Origin of the sequence: Microbacterium sp., assembly GCF_044340635.1 — a bacterium.
In the GTDB taxonomy this organism is placed as follows: Bacteria; Actinomycetota; Actinomycetes; order Actinomycetales; family Microbacteriaceae; genus Microbacterium.
In genome coordinates this window covers 60,075-80,173 of the sequence record NZ_JBIITF010000008.1, presented here as the reverse complement: position 1 = coordinate 80,173, position 20,099 = coordinate 60,075, and the positions used below count along the sequence as shown (strand labels likewise).

The window sequence follows — 20,099 nt, the reverse complement described above, 5'->3', positions numbered from 1 at the left end:
CGTGCGCTGCAGCTCTTCCGCACCGTCGCGCCGACTAGGCGATTCTGCACGCCCAAAAGGATCATGACTTCGACAGCTTCGACACCCACGCCCCAACCGTCGACCTCTCGGCTGTCGACCCCGCGCGCTCTGGCGCGCCTGGTTCCCTTCGCCCGTCCGGTCGCCGGGCGCCTCCTGCTGGGTGGCCTCAGCGCGCTCATCGCCAGCCTGTTGGCGCTGACGATCCCGCTCGCGCTCGAGGTCATCGTGGCGGGCCCGATCGCGTCCAGGGACACCGCGCAGATCGTGTGGGGCGCCGTCATCGTCCTCGGGCTCGGGCTTCTCGAAGCCGTCATGGTGTGGGCTCGGCGCTGGTTCGTCCTCGGCCCCGCGACGAAGGTTGAGTACGACCTGCGCACCCAGTTCTACGAGCGACTCCAGCGCCTGCCGGTGGCTTTTCACGATCGATGGCAGTCGGGGCAGCTCCTCAGCCGCATGATGCAGGACATCAGCCTGATTCGGCGCTGGCTCGCGTTCGGTCTCGTGCTGCTCGTCGTCAACGTCCTGACGATCCTGGTCGGTTCGGTCATCCTCTTCCGCTGGCACTGGGCGCTCGGCACGATCTTCGTGATCTGCTCGATCCCGCTCTGGATCGCCGGGTTCCGCTTCGAGAAGCGCTACGGATCCCTCACCCGACAGAGTCAGGATCAGGCGGGCGACCTGGCGACCGCCGTCGAAGAGAGCGTGCACGGCATCCGCGTCCTCAAAGCCTTCGGTCGTGGCGGGCACGCGCTGAAGAAGTTCGCGAGTCAGGCTGAGGGCCTGCGCGAGACCGAGCTCAGCAAGGCTCGCGCGGTCGGCACGATCTGGTTCTGGCTCGTGCTGCTGCCCGAGATCGCCTTCGCGCTCTGCCTCGCGGCCGGAATCGTGCTGGCGCAGCTCGGCCAGCTGAGCGTTGCCGAGCTGTTCGCGTTCTTCGCCATGGCGACCGTGTTGCGCTGGCCGATGGAGTCGATCGGATTTCTGTTCTCGTTCCTCCTCGACGCGCGCACGGCGACGGATCGCGTGTTCGAGGTCTTCGACGAAGAGAACACCATCGTCGATCCCGCCAAGCCCCGCGGTGCCGCAGAGGTTCGCGGCGAGCTCGCGTTCCGCGGCGCCCATTTCCGGTATCAGGATGCGCCCGAAACCGATCGCGACATCCTCGACGGCATCGACCTGGTTCTTCGGCCGGGCGAGACGATGGCGCTCGTGGGGCTGACGGGCTCGGGCAAGACGACTCTGACGACGCTGCCGACGCGCCTCTACGATGTGACGGCGGGGCGCGTGGAGCTGGATGGCGTCGATGTTCGTGAGCTCACGCTGCACGAGCTGCGCGGTCACATCGGGATGGCTTTCGAAGACGCGACGCTGTTCTCCGCGACCGTCCGCGAGAACGTCCTGCTGGGGCGCGAAGATCTCGAGCCCGGTAGCGCCGAGGCCGAGCGCGTGCTGCGCGAGGCGCTGGACGTCGCGCAGGCCGGGTTCGTCGACGACCTGCCGAATGGCGTCGACACGATCATCGGCGAAGAGGGCCTGAGCCTGTCGGGCGGTCAGCGTCAGCGTCTGGCCCTCGCCCGGGCGGTTGCCGCCAAACCCGCCGTTCTGGTGCTCGATGACCCGCTGTCGGCGCTGGACGTCGACACCGAGGCACTCGTCGAGGCCGCGCTGCGTCGCGTGCTCGAGACCACGACGGCGCTGATCGTCGCGCACCGTCCCTCGACCGTCGCGCTCGCCGACCGCGTCGCGCTGCTCGAGGACGGGCGGATCACGGGCGTCGGCACGCACTCCGAGCTGCTCCGCACGAGCGAGCATTACCGGCATGTGATCTCGAGCCTGGAATCGGAATCCAACACCGCCGCCGCGGACGAGACGGATGCGTCGGCCCCGATTCCGGATGGTTCTATCGCCGAACCCGGCCCCCTGTCATCCGCATCGATCGTCGAACGTGAGGGGCCCGGCGCCGCCGGCCTCGGAGGGGTGAACCCGTGAGTACCGTCGCCGGAACCGAGGGCGAAGACCGCTCCGACTACACCCAGGCCGAGAGCCGGCAGATCCGTCGCCGGTCGCTGCGTCTCCTGGGTTCGCTGCTCTCGCCCGTGCGCGCCAACCTGATCCTCGCGGCCTCGGTGCTGATCGTCTCGACGGCACTGCGCGTTCTGGGTCCCGCCCTGATCGCGTACGGGATCGACACGGCACTTCCGGCCGTGACCGAACGCATGGACTGGATGCCGACGATCGGCGTCGTCGCGGTGTTCATCCTCTCGGCGATCGGTGGGGCGGTGCTGATCGGCTGGTACGTCGTCGTGACGGCTCGTCTGACGCAGACGATCATGCTCGACCTGCGGATGCGCATCTTCCGCCACACGCAACTACTCAGCCTGGAGTTTCACGAGTCGTACACGTCGGGGCGCATCATCTCGCGACAGACGAGCGACCTCGACTCCATCCGCGAGTTGCTGGACGGCGGCCTGAACGAGCTCGTCTCGGGCCTGCTGTACGGCGGGTTCACGCTCGTCGCGCTCATCCTGCTCGACTGGCAGTCCGGCATCATCCTCGTCGTGATGGGTGTGCCGCTCTGGCTGCTGATGCGCTGGTTCTACCGCCGCTCGCAGCTGGTCTACCGCGAGTCGCGCGTCGTCAGCGCTCAGGTCATCGTGAAGTTCGTCGAAACGATGACGGGCATCCGCGCCGTCAAGGCGTTCCGCCGCGAGAAGCGCGACGACGAGGACTTCGGCGAACTCGCGAGCCAATACCGCGACGTCAACATGCGCTCGATCCGCCTGTTCGGAACGTTCGAGCCCGGCCTGATGGCGGTCGCCGCGACCACCGTCGCGCTCGTGCTGCTCTGGGGTGGACTCCGCGTCGCCGGTATCGCCGGGGGAGGCATAGAGGTCGGTGTGCTGCTGGCCGCCGTGCTGTATGTCCGCAACTTCTTCTCGCCGCTGCAGGAGGTGGCGTTCTTCTTGAACTCGTACCAGTCGGCCACCGCGGCGCTCGAAAAGGTGTCGGGCGTGCTCGAAGAGCGGCCGACGGTGCCCGACCCGACCAAGCCGGTCGACCTCTGGAAGGCCCGCGGTCACGTGCGCTTCGACGGCGTCGAGTTCGGCTACGGCGGCGACCGCACGATCCTGCCCGACTTCACGCTCGACATCCCGGCGGGGCAGACGGTCGCGCTCGTCGGCACGACGGGCGCGGGAAAGTCCACCCTGGCCAAGCTCGTGTCGCGCTTCTACGACCCCACGCGGGGCCATGTCACGCTCGACGGTGTCGATCTGCGCGACCTGCATCCGAAGGACCTGCGCCGAGCGATCGTCATGGTCACGCAAGAGGCGTACCTCTTCAGCGGCTCGGTCGCCGACAACATCGCGTTCGGCAAGCCCGAGGCGACGTTCGACGAGGTCCAGGCTGCTGCGCGTGCGGTGGGGGCGGATGAGTTCATCCGCGCGCTCCCGGACGGATACGACACCGACGTCAACAAGCGCGGTGGCCGCGTCTCGGCGGGCCAGCGTCAGCTGATCTCGTTCGCGCGCGCGTTCCTCGCCGACCCGGCCGTGCTGATCCTCGACGAGGCGACGGCTTCACTCGACATGCCGAGTGAGCGGTTGATTCAGGATGCCTTGCAGCGCCTGCTCGCCGACCGCACCGCGATCATCATCGCCCACCGCCTGTCGACGGTCGCAATCGCCGACCGGGTTCTGGTGATGGAGCACGGCCGGATCGTGGAGGACGACACCCCCGAGGCGCTGATCGCGGGAACGGGTCGGTTCGCGAAGCTGCACGAGGCCTGGCGGGAGACCCTCGTCTAGCGTTCTCCGCGGCGGCTGGCGGCATGGGATGCTGTGTCCCATGACCGCTCCCTCGTCGCTGCTGACCGAGATGCCCGATCCGCAGTTCGTGATGTCGGTGGAGGGCTACCGCATCGCGACATACACGTGGGGGGACGAAGACGCGGAGCCCGTGCTCTGCGTCCACGGCTTCTCGTCGAGCTGCCGCGACAACTGGGTCGACACCGGCTGGGTCCGCGACCTCACCCGAGCTGGCTTCCGCGTCATCGGGGTCGATCAGCGCGGCCACGGGGCGAGCGACAAACCCCACGAGCCGCGGGCTTACACGATGGACGATTTCCTCGCGGACCTCGAGATCGTCCTCGACACCTACCTGGTCGAGGAGGTGCGCTACGTCGGATATTCGCTCGGCGCGCGTGTGGGCTGGCAGTTCGCGGTCGATGCCTCGCACCGCGTGTCGCGTGCGGTGCTGGGCGGCATCCCGGATGGCACACCGCTCGGGCGCTTGAAGCTCGATCAGGCGCGGGCGTTCGTCGAAGACGGCGTGGAGATCACCGACAAGGTCACGCGCAACTACGTCACGCTGTCGGAACGGGTGGCGGGCAACGACCTGCGCTCGCTCATCGCGCTCGCCGAGGGGATGCGGCTCGGCGATGCGGATCCCGACCCCACGCATCCGCCGAGCCAGCCGATCCTCTTCGCCACGGGAAGCGACGATGCGATCCTCGAGCGCTCGCGGGTGCTCGCGGAAGCCGCACCGAACGGTCGATTCGCGGAGATCCCGGGCCGGCACCACTTCAACACGCCGGGCTCGCGCGACTTCCGGAACGCGGCGCTGGAGTTCCTGACCGCCCCCTGACCGGCGCCCTCACCGCGAGTGCACGGCCTACGTCCGAGTGCACCGGGTGAATACCGTGCGGAAGTCGTGCGTTCGGCACTACGTCGTGCGCTCGGTGGGGATGGGCTAGATGCGGATCTGGGCGATGACCTCGCCGTACTCCGTCTCGCCCACGGGCGTGAAGCCGACGCGGCGGAAGAACGCCTCGGGGCCGTCCTCACCCGCCTCGTAGATGACGTTGACGTGGTCGAGTCCGCGCGAGCGGGCTTCTTCGACGAGGGACTGCACGGCGAAGCGTCCCACACCGCGACCCTGATCGTCGGCGTCCACGTTGATGCGCCAGAGCACCGAGCGGAAGTAGTCGATCGAGGCGTCGTCGTCGAAGTTCGCGCTGACGAAGCCGACGACCTCGTCCCCGTCGGCGACGACCCGCTGCCACGACGTGGTCGGATCGGCGACGGTGGCCGCGACACCGTACGAGACCGGTGCGAGGAACTGTTCCTGCCCGGGCTTCAAAGACAAGTTGTTGACCGCGACGATCGTAGAAGCGGACAGTTCAACCAATCGCAGCTCAGCCATAGCGACAGGCTAACGGCTGATCCCCCCGCGCCCCACAACTGCATGTCGTCGAATGTGTCTGCGTGATGAACATCCGGCACGGGACGCGTGGCCAGGGGAGCCTCCGACAGCGCATCTGCGACGGACAACTATCTTGACGTCGAGATACATTTCGACCGTGTGGGCTAGGGTGGAAAGGACGTGAATGGAGACTTCCTGGTGACCGAATCGACCATCATCTACACCCACACCGATGAGGCCCCGGCCCTCGCAACGGCATCGTTCCTGCCGATCGTGCGCGCCGTCGCCCGTCAGGCCGGCGTCGACGTCGAGACGCGGGACATCTCGCTCGCGGCGCGCGTGCTCGCGGCATTCCCGCAGAAGCTGACGCCCGAGCAGCAGGTCGGCGACGCCCTGGCCGAGCTCGGCGGGCTCGCGACGCTCCCCGAGGCGAACATCATCAAGCTGCCGAACATCTCGGCCTCGATCCCGCAGCTGAAGGCGGCCATCGCCGAACTGCAGGCGCAGGGCTACGACCTCCCGGACTATCCCGACGAGCCCACGAGCCTCGATGAGAAGGATGTGCGTGCGCGCTACGACCGCATCAAGGGTTCGGCCGTCAACCCGGTGCTGCGCGAGGGCAACAGCGACCGCCGCGCGCCCCTGTCGGTGAAGAACTACGCCCGCAAGCACCCGCACACCAACAAGCCGTTCCCCGGCGGGTCGAAGACACGCGTCGCGACCATGGGCCACGACGACTTCGTGAGCAACGAGAAGTCGTGGGTCGCGGCCCACGACGACGTGCTGACGATCCGTCACACCGCGACGGATGGCACCGAGACGGTGCTGAAGAGCGACCTCAAGGTTCTACCGCGCGAGATCATCGACGCGACCTTTCTGTCGGGTAAGGCGCTCGACGCCTTCCTGGCCGAGGCGCAGGATGCCGCCAAGGCCGACGACGTGCTCTACTCGGTGCACCTCAAGGCCACGATGATGAAGGTCAGCGACCCCATCATCTTCGGTCACGTCGTCCGCTCGTACTTCGCCGATGTGTTCGCGCGCTACGGCGACAAGATCGCGGCGGCGGGCCTGGACCCGAACAACGGGCTGGGCGCGCTCCTCGCCGGTCTCGGCAGCGTCGAGGGGGGCGATGAGATCATCGCCGCGTTCCACGAGGCCCTCGCGGCCGGGGCTCGCGTGTCGTACGTCAACTCCGACAAGGGCATCACCAACCTGCACGTCCCGTCGGACGTCATCGTCGATGCATCCATGCCCGCCCTCGTCCGCAACGGCGGCAAGCTGTGGGGCGCGGACGGCGGCGAAGACGACACCATCGCCGTGATCCCCGACTCGTCGTACGCGGGCGTCTACCAGGCTGTGATCGACGACGTCATCGCGAACGGCCCGCTCGACCCCGCGAAGATCGGCACCGTCCCGAACGTCGGCCTGATGGCCCAGGCGGCAGAAGAGTACGGCAGCCACGACAAGACGTTCGAGATCGCCGCCGACGGCATCGTCCAGGTCCAGGGCAGCTCCGGCGAGGTGCTGATCGAGCACGCCGTCGAGGCCGGCGACATCTGGCGCGCCACGCAGACCAAGCACATCGCCGTCATCGACTGGGTGCGTCTGGCCGTTTCGCGGGCCCGTGCCACGGGTTCGCCCGCCGTGTTCTGGCTCGACGTCAACCGTTCGCACGACGCGCAGCTGATCGCCAAGGTGCACCAGGCTCTCGCGACCCTCGACGTGCACGGCCTGCAGCTGTCGATCCTCTCGCCCGAAGAGGCGACGCGTTACACGCTGTCGCGCATGCGTCACGGCCTCGACACCATCTCGGTGACGGGCAACGTGCTGCGTGACTACCTCACCGACCTGTTCCCGATCCTCGAGGTCGGCACGAGCGCCAAGATGCTCTCGATCGTTCCGCTGCTCGCCGGAGGCGGGCTGTTCGAGACCGGCGCCGGTGGTTCCGCGCCCAAGCACGTGCAGCAGCTCGTGGGTGAGAACTTCCTGCGGTGGGACTCGCTGGGCGAGTTCTTCGCCCTGGCGGCCTCGTTCGAGCACCTCGCCGACCGCACGGGAAATGCCAGCGCCAAGGTCCTCGCCGACACGCTGGATGCGGCAACCGGAACGTTCCTCGAGAACGACCGGTCGCCGGGACGCGCCGTCGGCATGATCGACAACCGCGGCAGCCACTTCTACCTCGCGCTCTACTGGGCGCAGGAGCTGGCGAAGCAGACCAGCGACCCCGAGCTGGCCGCGCGGTTCGCGCCGATCGCTGCGGAACTCGCCGCGAACGAGCAGAAGATCGTCGAAGAGCTCGCCGCAGCGCAGGGGACGGCCGTCGAGATCGGCGGCTACTACCACCCCGACGCGAAGCGGGTCGACGACATCATGCGTCCCTCGAAGACGCTGAACGGCATCATCGACGCCCTGTAGGCGTGTGAAACAGAAGAAGAGCGGATGCCTCGGGCATCCGCTCTTCTTCTGTTTCGGCAGTCGCGCTTACGCGTGCACCCAGACGTCGGTGCCGACGTCGGCCCACTGATAGATCTGCTTGGCCAGTCCGGTCGGCATTCCGACGCACCCGTGGCTGAGGGGTGTGCCCCAGATGTTGCGCCAGTACACGGCGTGGAAGGCCTGGTCGCCGCTGAAGTACATGACCCACTCGACGTCGGGCTGCAGATAGCCGACCTCGCTGTTGCCCATGTCCTGCATCCGCACCTTGGCGTTCACGGTGAAATTGCCCTGGCGGGTGGCCCAGCCGGGTCCTCCGCTGGAGATCAGCCACGAGTCGACCACGACGTCGTTCTCTTTCACGTACAGGCGCTGCTCGGACAGGTCGACCTCGAGCAGGCGGACCACGGACGTCGTCTGCGCGGTCGTCACCTCGACATCGAGCGCGTACGCGGCTTCACCGGCCGCGAGCTGCGACGCGAAACCCGCGGCGATCCCGGTCGTTGCGGCCAGGACGCGGCCGTCGGCCCCGGCCTGTTCGGTGCGCAGCACCGTGCCGGCCTTGTTGACGACCTGGACGCCGTCGACGGGGGCGCGGTCGACCGCGGCGGGCAGCGTGTCCACGACCGTCTGGATCGCGGAGCGGTCGGCCGAGATGTCGATCGTGCCCTGTTCGGGATCGGGCGTCAGGGTCAGCCAGGAAGCAAGCACATCGGCGGCGATCGGGACGGTGCGCTCCTCGCCCACGTAGAAGCCCGCCGACGCGACCATGGCGTTCAGCTGCTCGACGCGGGATGTCGCGGCATCCGTCGTGATGTCGGCCTCGAGCGCGACCAGCTCGCCGTCCCATGCCGGGGTGAGCGAGGGGTCGAGCAGTCGGGCCTGGTAGGCCTGCTCGATCGCGGCGTGGTCGACGCCACGACCCGGCACGGCCGGCGTGACGACGTAGGAGCCGGTGGCGGCATCGAACGCGACGACCGCGTCGACCGGTTCCACCCAGTCGGCGGAGAAGGCATTGGCGAGGGCGGCCTCGGATTCGGCGGCGTCCACTTCGGGCGCGACGCGGTCAGGGCTCGGGAACCATCCGCCTACCTGCCACATCGGATGCGTTTCGAGGGCGGTCTGCGCCAGCGCATCCGCGTCGATCGCCGCGCCGAGATCGGCGCCCGTGATGGTCGCGGTGGTGCCGGCCACGGACACGTCGACACCCGTGCCCGAGACGGTCTGCGAGACCTTCTCGGCTGCGGCGCCCACGGTGAGGCCGCCGACGGGAACTCCCGCGATGGTCACGCCCGGTGCAATCAGGATGGTGCCGAAGAAGAGGCCGATGCCCGCAAGAGCGAGGACGGGAATACCGATCCACAGCGCGAGCGGCCAGCGCCGGCGCTTGCGCGGAGGCGCCGGAGTCCACTCCGCGCGCGGCGCAGCAGTGAGCGGCGCATCGCCGTCAGTGGACGATGGCGTCGAGATGAGATCAGTCACGGGCCCCCCTCACCCGCGGAGGGGTGTGCCTCGATTGTAGGCGAGGCTTGGTAACGAAGGCGCAACAACTCTTTATCGTGCCCGGCGCGCGTGTGCAAGTTTGCGGATGGCGAAGGTGGCGCCGACGCGGTGCGAGGAGTGGTCGAACCTACTCCAGGCAGAGTTCCTGGAAGGCCGTGAAGCTCTCCTGCAGATCGGTGCCGAGGTTCTGCAGCTCTGCAACCTTGGTGGCATCACCCTCGGCGAGGGCGGTCATCGCTTCTCCGGCAGCCTCGAAGACGGCCTGAATGTCGGGCAGCAGTGCGGCGACCTCGGCATTTCCGACCTCTGCTGTCGCGTCGCCCAGGGCGTCCGCCGCGGCCTGGAAGGCGGCGGCGGCGTCTTCGGGCTGTTCGGCGGTGACGCCCTCGAAGTCGTCCGAGACGCTCTGGATCGTGTCGTTGACCGACGCGCACGCCTCGTCGACCGTCTGCGACTCGGGTGCGCTTGCGGGGTTCGAAGATTCGGTGCCCTCGGGGGACTCGGGCCCGGCACCGGTGCACGCGGTCAGTCCGAACGTTGCTGTCGCGGCGAGCGCGAGCGCGATCAGTCGTCGATTCATGACAATTCCCCTCGGTGAAGGTCCCAGCCTATGTGCGCTCTCCGTGCGGAGTCGCGAGGACGTCTGATGACGGTTTTGTAAATGATCTGAACGAACTGCGAACGGAGGGTTGCGAACTGGGGTGTTAGTAAGGTCTACTAACAAACATGTCGACCCCCGAGCAGCCCCCCGGCACGGTTTCCGAGCCCGCGTCCGAACACGCGCAGCTCGCCATGGCCCCGGCCACGGCGTCCCCTCGCGCGTTCGGCGGCGGGCGCTCTCTGCGTCCCGGCAAGAAGGTCCTGCCGGAGCATGGCCGCGGGCAGAACCGTTCCCTGGTATTGCAGACTCTCTTCCACCGCGGGCCCCTGAGTCGCGCGGACCTGTCGCGCGAAACCGGGCTCACCCGTGTCACGATCAGCGACCTGGTCGCCGAACTGATCGCCGACGGATTCGTGATCGAACAGGGCGTGCGCGAGGGCTCGCGACCCGGCAAGCCGGCGATCCTGCTCGATATCGATCGCGCTGCGCACCGGATCGTCGGCATCGACCTCTCCGGACCGACCGCTTTTCTCGGCGCGGTGCTCACGCTCGATGGCGAGATCGTCGCCCGTCACGAGGTGCCGCGGCCCGGCGGGGGAGAGGCTGCCGCCGCGGCCGTCATCGAGCTCGCCCGTCACCTGATCGCCGACTCCTTCGCGCCCGTGCTGGGCGTGGGCGTCGGCACACCCGGCATCGTCGATGACCGTGGTGTCGTCCTGAGCGCCCCGAACCTCGGGTGGACGGCCTTCGACCTCGAATCGCGCCTCCGTTCAGCCCTCGAGCTCCCTGTTCTGGTCGCCAACGACGCCAATGCGGCCGCGCTCGCCGAGTACACGTTCGGCGGCGCGGAAGACGACATGATGCTCATCAAGGTGGGCGCGGGCGTCGGTTCGGGCCTGCTCACCGGGGGGCGGCCCACCCGCGGCAGCCGCTTCGCCGCGGGCGAGATCGGACACGTGACGATCGGGACGGATGGCGGTCCGCGCTGTGCCTGCGGCAAGGTCGGGTGTCTCGAGGCCTGGCTGTCGGTGCCGGCATTGGAAGCCCGCCTGGCCGAGGCATCCGCAGAAACCGACCGGAACGGCATCCTGCGAGACGCGGGCGAGCGACTCGGCATCGCGGTCGCGCCCATCGTCGGCGCGCTCGATCTGTCCGAGATCGTCCTGTCGGGACCGCCCGAACTCCTCGACGGGGCCCTGCTCCAGCAGACCGCCGACACCCTGCGCGCCCGCACGCTCGCCGAGTTCCACGACGGCGTGCGCGTGCGGATGACCCAGCACGGCCAAGACATCGTCCTGCGGGGAGCCGCCGTCATGGTGCTCTCGGGGCAGCTCGGCGTCTCGTGACCCGCCCCACCTGATCGACACGGCACGACCCACAACGCACACACCACTCAACACACGAAGGAACACCATGAAGAAGACGCTCGGGGCGATAGCCCTGCTGGGGGCATCCGCCCTCGTCCTGGCCGGCTGCACCGCGGGATCCTCGGAATCCGCCGAGATCCGCGTCTGGCTGGTCGGTACGGACACGCCGCAGGAAGCCCGCGACTACCTGGTCGAGACTTTCGAAGCGGACAACCCCGGCTCGACGCTCGTCATCGAAGAGCAGTCGTGGGACGGCCTCGTCGACAAGCTGACGACGAGCCTGTCGAGCTCCGACAGCCCCGACATCGTCGAATTCGGCAACACGCAGGCACCCGCGTTCACCTCGGTGGGCGCCCTGCTCGACATCTCCGACGAATACGAGGCGCTCGGCGGCGACGACCTGCTGCCCGGGTTCGTCGAGGCGGGGTCGTACGACGGGAAGTTCTACGCACCGCCGCTCTACTCCGGTGCCCGGGTGGTCTTCGCCGACCCCGCACTGGTGACCGCGGCCCCCGCCACGCTGGACGAGTACGTCACGACGGCCAAGGCGCTCGCCGCAGCGAACCCCGGCAAGTCGGGTATCTACTTCGCCGGCCAGGACTGGTACAACGCGCTGCCCTTCATCTGGGAGAACGGCGGCGAGATCGCCGTTCCGGATGGCGACAGCTGGGACGCGCAGTTGTCGTCGGATGCCTCGGTCGCGGGTCTGCTGCAGGTGCAGGATCTCATGATGAACGCCTCGCTCGCGCCGAAGGACGGCGACAACGCCGAGCCGTGGACTCCGTACTGCGAGAACCAGGCCGTGCAGTTCTCGGCGCCCAACTGGGCGCTGGGCCTGGCGAGCGCGTGTGAGACGGCGACCCCGCCGGCAGCGCCGTTCGTGTACGCCCTCCCGGGTATGGCCGGCGGGGCCGCACAGGTTTTCGCGGGCGGCTCGAACATCGGCATCTCGGCCCAGTCGGCCAACCCCGACCTGGCGAAGAGCGCACTCGAGATCATCCTGAGCGATGAGTTCCAGACCATCTATGGCGAGAACGGACTCATCCCCGCGAAGAAGTCCCTGGCGTCGACGCTCGGCGACACCCCCGAGGCGGTGGCCTTCACCGAGGCTGCCGGCAACGCGAAGCTCACGCCCGCATCGCCGAACTGGGCCGAGGTCGAGGCATCGCGCGTCCTCGAGGACTTCTTCGTCCAGATCGCGCTCGGCGGCGACGTCGCGGCGCTCGCCACCGAGGTCGACACGCAGATCGAGTCGATCCTCAACGGCTGATCGGGCGTGCCGGGGGAGCCGCGTGCTCCTCCGGCCCCGCCCATCCGCCTTCCCCTTCGCTTCCCGAGCAGGAGATCCCATGTCGAGCGTGCCCAGCGGACTCGCCCCGGCCGTGAGCGCGGTCGAGGGAGAGCGGCTCGTCGCCCCCGAGCCTTCCGCGCCCGGATCACCGTCCGGCGGTCGCCGTCGGCCCCGTCGGCCCGGCGGGTTCACGCCCTACGCACTCCTCGTGCCCGGTTTGCTCGTCCTCGCCGTCATCACCGGCTGGCCGCTCGTGCAGCTGTTCGTGATGTCGTTTCAGGAGTTCGGGCGGGCGCAGGTGTTCGGCGCACCGCCGGAGTTCGTCGGCTTCGCCAACTACCTCGCCGTGCTCACCGACGCCGAGTTCTGGCAGGTGCTCGGGCGTTCGGTGTTGTTCGCGGCCGTGTGCGTCGTGCTGACGATGCTGCTCGGCATCCTGGTCGCGCTTCTCATGCGGCGGCTCGGCACGGGCCTGCGCACCCTCGTCTCGGTCGGCCTGCTGCTGGCCTGGGCCATGCCGCCGCTGTCGGCGACGATCGTGTGGGGCTGGATCTTCGACACGCAGTACGGGGTGCTGAATGCGTTCCTCAGCGCCCTCGGTCTGCCGTTCGAGGGGCACTCGTGGCTGATCGATCCGCTCAGCTTCTTCTTCGTCGCGACGATCATCATCGTCTGGGGTGCCGTGCCGTTCGTTGCTTTCACGGTCTACGCCGGGCTGACGCAGGTGCCCGACGAGGTGCTCGAGGCCGCGCAACTCGACGGGGCGGGAGCCGTGCAGCGGTTCCGGCTCGTGGTCGTGCCGTACATCCGCTCGATCCTGATCATCGTCACGATCCTGCAGGTGATCTGGGACCTGCGCGTGTTCACCCAGATCTACGCGCTGCAGTCGATCGGGGGCCTCGCGTCCCAGACCAACACGCTCGGGGTGTACATCTACCGCGTCTCGCTCGGCTCGGGCGACTTCGGTGCGGGCGGCGCGATCTCGGTCATCGTCGTGCTGCTGCTCGTGTCGGTTTCGCTGTTCTACGTCCGCCGGAGCCTGCGGGAGGAGAGCGCATGAGCGCCGTGTCGACGTGGCGCAACATCCGGGGGACGGATGCCGAGGCATCCGCTCGTTCGCCCCGCCGCAGGATCTCCGCGCGCCGCCGCGTGGGGTCGCTGCTCGCCGGTGCTGCGGCGCTCGTGGTGTTCTTCTTCTCGGTCTTCCCGGTGTACTGGATGGTCAACACCTCGTTCCAGCCGAACGGGCAGGTGCGGGGGAGCGAACTGCACCTGTGGCCCGACAACGGCACGCTCGAGAATTACGCGAGCATCATCCTCGGCCAGAGCCGCGCGCCGTTCGTGCCGGCCCTGCTGAATTCGCTGCAGATCGCGCTCATCACCGTGATCGTCGCGCTCGTCTTCGCGTTCCTCGCGGCGCTCGCCGTGACGCGATTCCGCTTCCGGGCTCGGGGCTCGTTCATCGCGACGATCCTGATCGTGCAGATGATCCCCGCCGAGGCGATGATCATCTCGACCTTCCGACTGATCGATGGGTGGCAGTTGCTCAACACGATCATCGGGCTCTCGGCGGTCTACATCGCGACCGTGCTGCCCTTCACGATCTGGACGCTGCGGGGCTTCGTCAACGGCGTGCCCGTCGAGCTGGAAGAGGCGGCGATGATCGACGGGCTGAGCCGCTCGCAGGCGTTCTGGCGCATCACGTTTCCGCTGCTCGCGCCCGGGCTGGTCGCAACAGGGGTGTTCGGCTTCATCCAGGCCTGGAACGAGTTCGTGTTCGCGCTCGTGCTCAACCCGCGCCCCGAGGCGATGACGCTGCCCGTGTGGCTGCGGACGTTCCTCGATCCGAACGGCGGCACGAACTGGGCCGAGCTGATGGCCGGGTCGACGCTGGTCGCCGTGCCGGTCGTGATCTTCTTCCTCATCGTGCAGGGACGGATGACGAGCGGCCTCGTGTCGGGGGCGGTCAAGGGCTGATGCAACACCTGCTGCAGGCTGGCGCCCGCTCGGGAGTCAGGCGATGAGGGTCGGGCTGGACGTGGGTGGCTCCAAGACCGAGGGCGTCGCCGTCGCGTCGGACGGTTCGATAATCGCCCGGGTGCGCCGCAACACGGGGTGGGGTCCGGATGCCGTCGTCGAGACGATCCTGGGGGTCGTCGCCGACCTCGGGGCTCAGCTGGGCGCCGATGCGTCGGGCGCCGCGTCGCTCGACCTCGGCGACACCGTCGCGTCGGCGCTGGGGGTGCAGGTGCGCGTCGACAACGACGTGCGCGCGGCGGCCCTCGGCGCGGCCGTGCTGCGCGGGGGGTCGGGCTCGATCGCCTACCTGAACCTCGGCACCGGGATCGCGGCGGGGATCGTGACGGGGCCGGAAGCGGGCCATGGCGCCCGGCGCCAGGCGGAGCCCGGTACGGTCTGGCGCGGTGCTCGCGGGGCGGCCGGCGAGGTCGGTCACATCAGCGTCGATCCCGCGGGACCGGTCTGCCGGTGCGGACAGCGCGGGTGCATCGAGGCCCTCGCCGGGGGAGCGGCGCTGGCCGAACGGTGGGGGCGACCCGGCACGCACCCGGTGGGGGACATCTTCGAGGCGGCCGAGGCGGGCGATCCCCTTGCGCTGACGCTCCGCGGCGAACTCGCGCGCGGTGTTGCCGCGGCGGTGCGAATACTGGTACTCACGACGGATGTCGAGACGGTCATTCTCGGTGGCGGGCTGACCGCGCTCGGCGCAAGATTGCACGACGACGTACGGCGCGAACTCGAGGCGGTGGCCGAGGCATCCGTCTTCCTGCGTTCGCTCGCGCTCGCCGAGCGTGTCGAGCTGCTTGCGCCCGGTTCGCCCGCGGCCGCTTTCGGCGCGGCCCTGGCGGGCGCGCCCGAGGAGGGGGTTCTGATCCATGGCTGAGGTCGTCATCGTTCCGGACGCCGCGGCGGCGGGCGCGCTCGTCGCCGACGAGATCGTGCGGCTCATCGCGCGCACGCCCGACGCCGTGCTCGGACTGGCGACCGGCTCGAGCCCGCTACCGGTTTATCGGGCGCTGGTGGACCGCTTGGCGGGCAGGGATGTCTCGCGCGTGCGCGGGTTCGCGCTCGACGAGTACGTCGGGCTCGACCCCGACGACCCGCAGAGCTACCGGAGCGTGATCCAGCGAGAGGTCGTGAAACCGCTCGGGCTCGATCCGGAGCGCGTGCGCGTGCCGGACGGGTCGCTCGCGGGCATCGAGGGGGCGGGGGAGGCGTACGAGGCCGAGCTCGAGGCATCCGGCGGGGTCGACCTGCAGCTGCTCGGCGTCGGCACGGACGGGCACATCGGGTTCAACGAGCCGGGCTCGTCGTTCGCGTCGCGTACGCGTGTCAAGACCCTGACGCGGCGCACCCGGCACGACAACGCGCGGTTCTTCGCCTCAGTCGATGATGTTCCGGTGCACTGCATCACGCAGGGCCTCGGCACGATCCTGCGCGCGCGGCACCTGGTGCTGCTCGCGTTCGGCGCGGGTAAGGCCGAGGCGGTCGCGGGTGCGGTCGAGGGGCCGGTGACCGCGTCGCTGCCCGGATCGGCGGTTCAGCTGCACCCGCACGCGACCGTCGTGGTGGACGAGGCCGCGGCATCCGCCCTGCGCTTCGCGGAGTACTACCGCGAGGCGTGGGCGCACAAGCCGGCCTGGCAGGGGCTGTAGCCCGGACACCGCCCCCTGACGCCACCGCCTGACACGATGTGGGGCACCCGCGGTGCTGTGGGGCACGTAGGAACCTGCCCCACTGTACGAAACCCGCCCCGCTTGGCGCTCGACCCGGCGCTCAGGGCGCGAAGACCTTGCCCGGGTTCAGGATGCCGAGCGGGTCGAACACCCGCGCGATGTCGCGCTGCAGGGCCCACTGATCGTCGCCGAGCTCGTCGGCCAGCCACCGTCGCTTGAGCGTGCCGATGCCGTGCTCGCCGGTCAGTGTGCCCCCGAGCGCGAGCGCGGCGCGGAAGAGCGCGTCCGCCGCCGCCCAGACGTGGTCGGGCACCTCTTCGCCGTCGAACGCGAAGTTCGGGTGCAGGTTGCCGTCGCCCGCGTGCGCGATCGTCGGGATGGTCACGTCGTACTCGCGCTCGATGCGCGCGATTTCGTCGAACATCGTCGCGAGCGCGCTGCGGGGCACCGAGACATCCTCGATCAGGGTCGTCTTGCCGAGTGCCTCCATAGCCGGATGCATCGATCGACGGATCGTGAGCAGCCGCTCGCCCTCTTCCCGATCACGCGTGACCGTGACGTTGCCGCCGTTCGCGGACAGGATGACGCCAATGGCCTCCGCCTCGGTCGCCGCAGCCGGTCCGTCTGTCTGCACGATCAGTTGCGCGGCGCCGGGGGTGGGTGGCTGTATGCCGAGATAGGAATGTGCGGATGCGAGGCTCGTCGCATCCATCAGCTCCATGATCGCGGGCTGCACGCCCGAGGCGGTCACGGCCGCCGACGCCTGCGCGGCGGAGCGCACGTCCAGAAAAGTCGCGGCGATCGTGCACACGTCACCGGGCACGAGGCGGCGGAGCTTGAGGGTCGCTCCCACGACGACGCCGAGGGTTCCCTCGGAGCCGATCATGAGCGACGTGAGATCCAAGCCGGTCACGCCCTTGACGGTGCGGTGCCCGAGGTGCAGCAGGCGCCCGTCGGCCAGCACCACGTCGAGGCCCAGCACCGCGTCGCGGACGACGCCGTACTTCGCGCACAGCAGCCCGCCGGCGCCCGTCGCGATGTTGCCGCCGACCGTCGAGATCGCCCGGCTTGCGGGATCGGGTGCCCACCACAGGTCGTGCTCGGCGAGGGCGGCGTTCAGATCGGCGTTGATGATGCCCGGCTGGACCACGGCGAGGAGGTCATCGGGACGCACCTCGAGGATCGCATCCATCGCCCGCATCGACAGGACGATCTCGCCCGGTCCGCCCATGGCGGCCCCCGCGAGACCCGTGCCGGCGCCGCGCGTGACGACGGGGGTCCGCGTCGCGGTCGCGATCCGCATCGTCCGCTGGACATCCTCGACCGACGCCGCATGGACGACGGCGAGGGGTCGACCCGACGAGCGATGTCCGGATTTGTCGGCGCGGGCGGCCTCGAGCGAGGCATCCGTGGTGTCGACAACTGTGTCGACAACTGTGTCGACAACGGTGTCGACGCGGTGCGAAAACTCGGCGCACAGACGCGCGACGACGTCGCCCTCGGGTGCGGTGTCGGGATGGACCACGACGTCGAGATCGGATGTCACGCGAAACGCCGTCTGCCGACCACGAGGCCCGTGGCGACCGCGACGACGCCGAACGCCAGGCCGATCCAGGGCTGGCCGATGCTCCACCAGGCGAGCGTCGCACTGACGAAGATCAACAGTTCGATGAAGGCGGCGACGAACGGATGCACGGCGATGACCGCCCGAGGCGAGAGGAAGAGTGCCCACAGAAGAATCGCGAAGACGGGCGCGCCGACGCCGAAGACGAGGTTCCAGGGGAAGGCGAAGGCGAGGAGGCCCCAGAGCGCGAGGGTTCCGAACGCGACGAGTTCGGTCAGCAGCCGTACGACATCGATCACGCCGGGCCGTTCGACCATCCCGGGCGTACGTCCCGCACCAGCCGCGGGGGTCGCTGCGGGCTGAGGTGCGCCGTCGAGCGCGGACGAATCGGTCATCGTCCCAGTCTACGAGCGGGGGTCAGTACCTCAGATCCCAGACCAGTGCGGACGAACCCGCGACCTCGATGGGGTCACCGCTCGTCGGGACGTAACGGACGGTGACGGGGGCGAGCGTGTACTCGACGGGAGAGAACGGCACCGACAGCTCGCCGACGCCACCCGGGCCGAGCATGACGGTCGAACGTGTGGCGCCGTCGACGTCCACGGAAAGGGTGGCGCCCTCTTCTCCGACGACCGAGATGTTCAGGGTGGATCCGGCGAGCGTGAGTGAGCTCGTGACGGAGAACTCGGCGAGACCGCCCGGCGGGATCGTCGGCTGGTCGGGATCGGCGGGATCAACCGGGTCTACCGGCTCGACGGGATCTACCGGGTCTACCGGCTCGACGGGATCTACCGGGTCTACCGGCTCAACGGGGTCGACGGGCTCAATCGGGTCGACGGGCTCAACCGGGTCTGCGGGGTCGACGGGCTCATCCGGGTTGACGGGATCTACCGGGTCTGCGGGATCGACGGGGTCGACCGGATCAACGGATGTCGCCGGGGGTACCGGGTCGGCGCGCGGCGCCGGTCCCGGTGCCGGCGGGCGGGTCTGACGGCTCGGGGGCGAGACGGGAACGGCCGGTTCTGTGGCGGGACGGCGTGAGCCGTCGATCGGCACATCCGTGGTCTCCGCGGACGGCAGAGCCGACGGTGAGGGAGCGGATGACGGGGAGGGAGCGGACGACGGAGAGGGAGATGCCACGCCCGCGGTCGAACCTGGTTCGGCTGGCGTGGGCGCGAAGATGGACGGTCCCACAGTGACCCCGAGGACGGTTCCGCCGGTCACGACAGCGCCGACGGCGATCGCCGCCGCGAGCCCTGCGCCCGAGAACATCCCTGCCGCACCCGCCGTCGCCGTGCCCGCGGCAGCGGCTCCTGCCGCCGCGCCCCCGGCGCCCGAAGCAGCAGCGCCGCCCGCCGCACCGCCCGCAAACCCACCCGCGAAAGAGCCCGCACCGCTCGCGGCCGCACCGCTCCCGCCCGCGACGGTGACCGCCCCGGGCATCAGGGTCGAGGGCATGGCCGCGAGGGCCACGATCGGGGCGCCTCCGCCCTGCAACGTTGCGAGGTAGCTCGACGCGCCGGCGATGCCGATCGTGAGCGGGAGCAGCACGAGCGCGAGGCGGTTCGAGACATCCTTCGCCTCCGCCGCGACGATGGCGCACCGCGCGCAGTCGTGCAGGTGCTCCTCGACGCGACGCGTATCGCGCGGCCCCAGGTTGCCACGCGCGTAGGCGCCCAGTCGTTCGATGGTCCACTGGCAGTCCGAGCCGTCCTCGACGCTCTGCAGATGCGCTTGGATCCAGGCCTCTCGCAGCCCTTCGCGGGCGCGGAACGCGAGCTGCGCGACGGCCGTCGGTTTGAGCCCCAGCAGGGGCGCGATCTCGGCGGGCTTCATGCCCTCGATCTCGGAGTACCAGAGCACCTCCTGCCAGCGTGTGGGAAGGCTGCGGAAGGCGCGATGGGTCAATCCGCGATCGAGCGCGTCCGCCGTCGCCTGGGGCGTTGACGCGGGGTCTTCGATCGCCTCGAGCTCGTCGATCGCGGTCTCTTGGCGGGCACGACCCCACCCCGCCGCCGTGTTGCGGATGCTGGTGAAGAGATAAGCGCGGAACGATCCCGTGGGCCCGCCGCCCTTGCGGATGGACTGGTAGATCCGCGCATACGCCTCTTGCACCAGGTCATCGGCGTCGAGCGAACTCGTGATCGAGCGCGCGACCGTGATGCCCGACCGGTAGTGACGTCTCCAGAGTTCGGCGTAGGCCTCGCGGTCGCCCGAGCGGGCGCGCAGAACGAGGTCGGCGTCGCCGTCGCCTGTCGGCGTCGTGTCGACCTCGTCGCTCTCCATGCAGAATCCCCGTACTCGTCGTGTCGGCCGTTTCGAACGCCCCGCCCCCGGATGGGGAGTCCCCGTCGGATCAGTCGTTCCCGTCCGAGGGGACGGGCATCCGTATCCCCCCTCAATGAGAGAGACGCGGGGACCA

The 20,099-nt window shown here is 69.2% G+C and carries 16 protein-coding genes; 10 read left to right on the top strand and 6 right to left on the bottom strand.

Features of this window, described 5'->3' with window-relative positions; genetic code table 11:
* Positions 1-63: 63 nt before the first annotated feature.
* Genes ACIQ0W_RS08950 through ACIQ0W_RS08940 form a run of 3 tightly spaced genes read left to right on the top strand, consistent with a single transcriptional unit; the run spans position 64 to position 4,665 of the window.
* Entirely contained in the window at positions 64-2,010 is a 1,947-nt protein-coding gene (locus tag ACIQ0W_RS08950; RefSeq protein ID WP_396642427.1) for an ABC transporter ATP-binding protein, read from the top strand.
* Positions 2,007-3,827: an ABC transporter ATP-binding protein gene (locus ACIQ0W_RS08945; protein ID WP_396642426.1), complete on the top strand. Its 1,821-nt coding sequence runs from the start codon at positions 2,007-2,009 to the stop codon at positions 3,825-3,827. Before ACIQ0W_RS08950 ends, ACIQ0W_RS08945 begins: the two co-directional genes overlap by 4 nt.
* A 40-nt stretch (positions 3,828-3,867) precedes the next feature.
* Positions 3,868-4,665, top strand: a complete 798-nt coding sequence (locus tag ACIQ0W_RS08940) for an alpha/beta fold hydrolase (RefSeq protein WP_304686439.1) — start codon at positions 3,868-3,870, stop codon at positions 4,663-4,665.
* Positions 4,666-4,770: 105 nt separating this feature from the next.
* Here the strand turns inward: ACIQ0W_RS08940 and ACIQ0W_RS08935 are convergent, their stop codons facing one another.
* Entirely contained in the window at positions 4,771-5,223 is a 453-nt protein-coding gene (locus tag ACIQ0W_RS08935; RefSeq protein WP_304686438.1) for a GNAT family N-acetyltransferase, read from the bottom strand.
* A gap of 198 nt (positions 5,224-5,421) precedes the next feature.
* Here ACIQ0W_RS08935 and ACIQ0W_RS08930 point away from each other — a divergent pair, with 198 nt between their 5' ends.
* The gene (locus tag ACIQ0W_RS08930) at positions 5,422-7,638 is read left to right on the top strand and encodes an NADP-dependent isocitrate dehydrogenase (RefSeq protein ID WP_396642425.1); all 2,217 of its coding nucleotides are present in this window, start codon (positions 5,422-5,424) and stop codon (positions 7,636-7,638) included.
* A gap of 66 nt (positions 7,639-7,704) precedes the next feature.
* On the opposite strand, the gene ACIQ0W_RS08925 is transcribed toward ACIQ0W_RS08930, so the two are convergent.
* Both ACIQ0W_RS08925 and ACIQ0W_RS08920 read right to left on the bottom strand, forming a co-directional pair.
* Complete coding sequence (locus ACIQ0W_RS08925) at positions 7,705-9,138, bottom strand: L,D-transpeptidase family protein (protein ID WP_396642424.1); 1,434 nt, start codon at positions 9,136-9,138, stop codon at positions 7,705-7,707.
* Between the two features lie 148 nt (positions 9,139-9,286).
* The gene (locus ACIQ0W_RS08920; RefSeq protein WP_396642423.1) at positions 9,287-9,739 is read right to left on the bottom strand and encodes a hypothetical protein; all 453 of its coding nucleotides are present in this window, start codon (positions 9,737-9,739) and stop codon (positions 9,287-9,289) included.
* A 212-nt stretch (positions 9,740-9,951) separates the two neighbouring features.
* Between ACIQ0W_RS08920 and ACIQ0W_RS08915 the strand changes: the two genes are divergently transcribed.
* The 6 genes from ACIQ0W_RS08915 (at position 9,952) to ACIQ0W_RS08890 (ending at position 16,092) form a co-directional block, all read left to right on the top strand.
* Positions 9,952-11,106 (top strand): ROK family protein, encoded by a 1,155-nt coding sequence (locus ACIQ0W_RS08915; protein ID WP_396642502.1) that lies wholly within the window; start codon positions 9,952-9,954, stop codon positions 11,104-11,106.
* Positions 11,107-11,173: 67 nt separating this feature from the next.
* Positions 11,174-12,397: an extracellular solute-binding protein gene (locus ACIQ0W_RS08910; protein ID WP_396642421.1), complete on the top strand. Its 1,224-nt coding sequence runs from the start codon at positions 11,174-11,176 to the stop codon at positions 12,395-12,397.
* Between the two features lie 79 nt (positions 12,398-12,476).
* Entirely contained in the window at positions 12,477-13,478 is a 1,002-nt protein-coding gene (locus tag ACIQ0W_RS08905; protein ID WP_396642420.1) for a carbohydrate ABC transporter permease, read from the top strand.
* Positions 13,475-14,395, top strand: a complete 921-nt coding sequence (locus tag ACIQ0W_RS08900) for a carbohydrate ABC transporter permease (protein WP_396642419.1) — start codon at positions 13,475-13,477, stop codon at positions 14,393-14,395. The genes ACIQ0W_RS08905 and ACIQ0W_RS08900 overlap by 4 nt, the downstream gene beginning before the upstream one ends.
* Before the next feature lie 43 nt (positions 14,396-14,438).
* A complete protein-coding gene (locus tag ACIQ0W_RS08895) occupies positions 14,439-15,320 on the top strand; it encodes an ROK family protein (protein WP_396642418.1) in 882 nt (293 codons plus the stop codon).
* On the top strand, positions 15,313-16,092 hold the full coding sequence (locus ACIQ0W_RS08890; protein ID WP_396642417.1) for a glucosamine-6-phosphate deaminase: 780 nt from the start codon (positions 15,313-15,315) through the stop codon (positions 16,090-16,092). Before ACIQ0W_RS08895 ends, ACIQ0W_RS08890 begins: the two co-directional genes overlap by 8 nt.
* 121 nt (positions 16,093-16,213) lie before the next feature.
* On the opposite strand, the gene ACIQ0W_RS08885 is transcribed toward ACIQ0W_RS08890, so the two are convergent.
* The 3 genes from ACIQ0W_RS08885 to ACIQ0W_RS08875 all read right to left on the bottom strand — a co-directional run bounded on the left by ACIQ0W_RS08885 (position 16,214) and on the right by ACIQ0W_RS08875 (position 19,963).
* A complete protein-coding gene (locus ACIQ0W_RS08885; protein WP_396642501.1) occupies positions 16,214-17,593 on the bottom strand; it encodes an FAD-binding oxidoreductase in 1,380 nt (459 codons plus the stop codon).
* A 62-nt stretch (positions 17,594-17,655) separates the two neighbouring features.
* Positions 17,656-18,072: a YrdB family protein gene (locus ACIQ0W_RS08880; RefSeq protein WP_396642415.1), complete on the bottom strand. Its 417-nt coding sequence runs from the start codon at positions 18,070-18,072 to the stop codon at positions 17,656-17,658.
* A 22-nt stretch (positions 18,073-18,094) separates the two neighbouring features.
* Positions 18,095-19,963, bottom strand: a complete 1,869-nt coding sequence (locus ACIQ0W_RS08875) for a sigma-70 family RNA polymerase sigma factor (RefSeq protein WP_396642414.1) — start codon at positions 19,961-19,963, stop codon at positions 18,095-18,097.
* Positions 19,964-20,099: the final 136 nt, after the last annotated feature.

Coding starts and splice junctions, on each gene's coding strand:
- ACIQ0W_RS08900 (WP_396642419.1), top strand. CDS start 13,475: ATGAGCGCCGTGTCGACGTGGCGCAACATCCGGGGGACGGATGCCGAG.
- ACIQ0W_RS08920 (WP_396642423.1), bottom strand. CDS start 9,739: ATGAATCGACGACTGATCGCGCTCGCGCTCGCCGCGACAGCAACGTTC.
- ACIQ0W_RS08940 (WP_304686439.1), top strand. CDS start 3,868: ATGACCGCTCCCTCGTCGCTGCTGACCGAGATGCCCGATCCGCAGTTC.
- ACIQ0W_RS08895 (WP_396642418.1), top strand. CDS start 14,439: ATGAGGGTCGGGCTGGACGTGGGTGGCTCCAAGACCGAGGGCGTCGCC.
- ACIQ0W_RS08880 (WP_396642415.1), bottom strand. CDS start 18,072: ATGACCGATTCGTCCGCGCTCGACGGCGCACCTCAGCCCGCAGCGACC.
- ACIQ0W_RS08890 (WP_396642417.1), top strand. CDS start 15,313: ATGGCTGAGGTCGTCATCGTTCCGGACGCCGCGGCGGCGGGCGCGCTC.
- ACIQ0W_RS08935 (WP_304686438.1), bottom strand. CDS start 5,223: ATGGCTGAGCTGCGATTGGTTGAACTGTCCGCTTCTACGATCGTCGCG.
- ACIQ0W_RS08915 (WP_396642502.1), top strand. CDS start 9,952: ATGGCCCCGGCCACGGCGTCCCCTCGCGCGTTCGGCGGCGGGCGCTCT.
- ACIQ0W_RS08910 (WP_396642421.1), top strand. CDS start 11,174: ATGAAGAAGACGCTCGGGGCGATAGCCCTGCTGGGGGCATCCGCCCTC.
- ACIQ0W_RS08905 (WP_396642420.1), top strand. CDS start 12,477: ATGTCGAGCGTGCCCAGCGGACTCGCCCCGGCCGTGAGCGCGGTCGAG.
- ACIQ0W_RS08875 (WP_396642414.1), bottom strand. CDS start 19,963: ATGGAGAGCGACGAGGTCGACACGACGCCGACAGGCGACGGCGACGCC.
- ACIQ0W_RS08950 (WP_396642427.1), top strand. CDS start 64: ATGACTTCGACAGCTTCGACACCCACGCCCCAACCGTCGACCTCTCGG.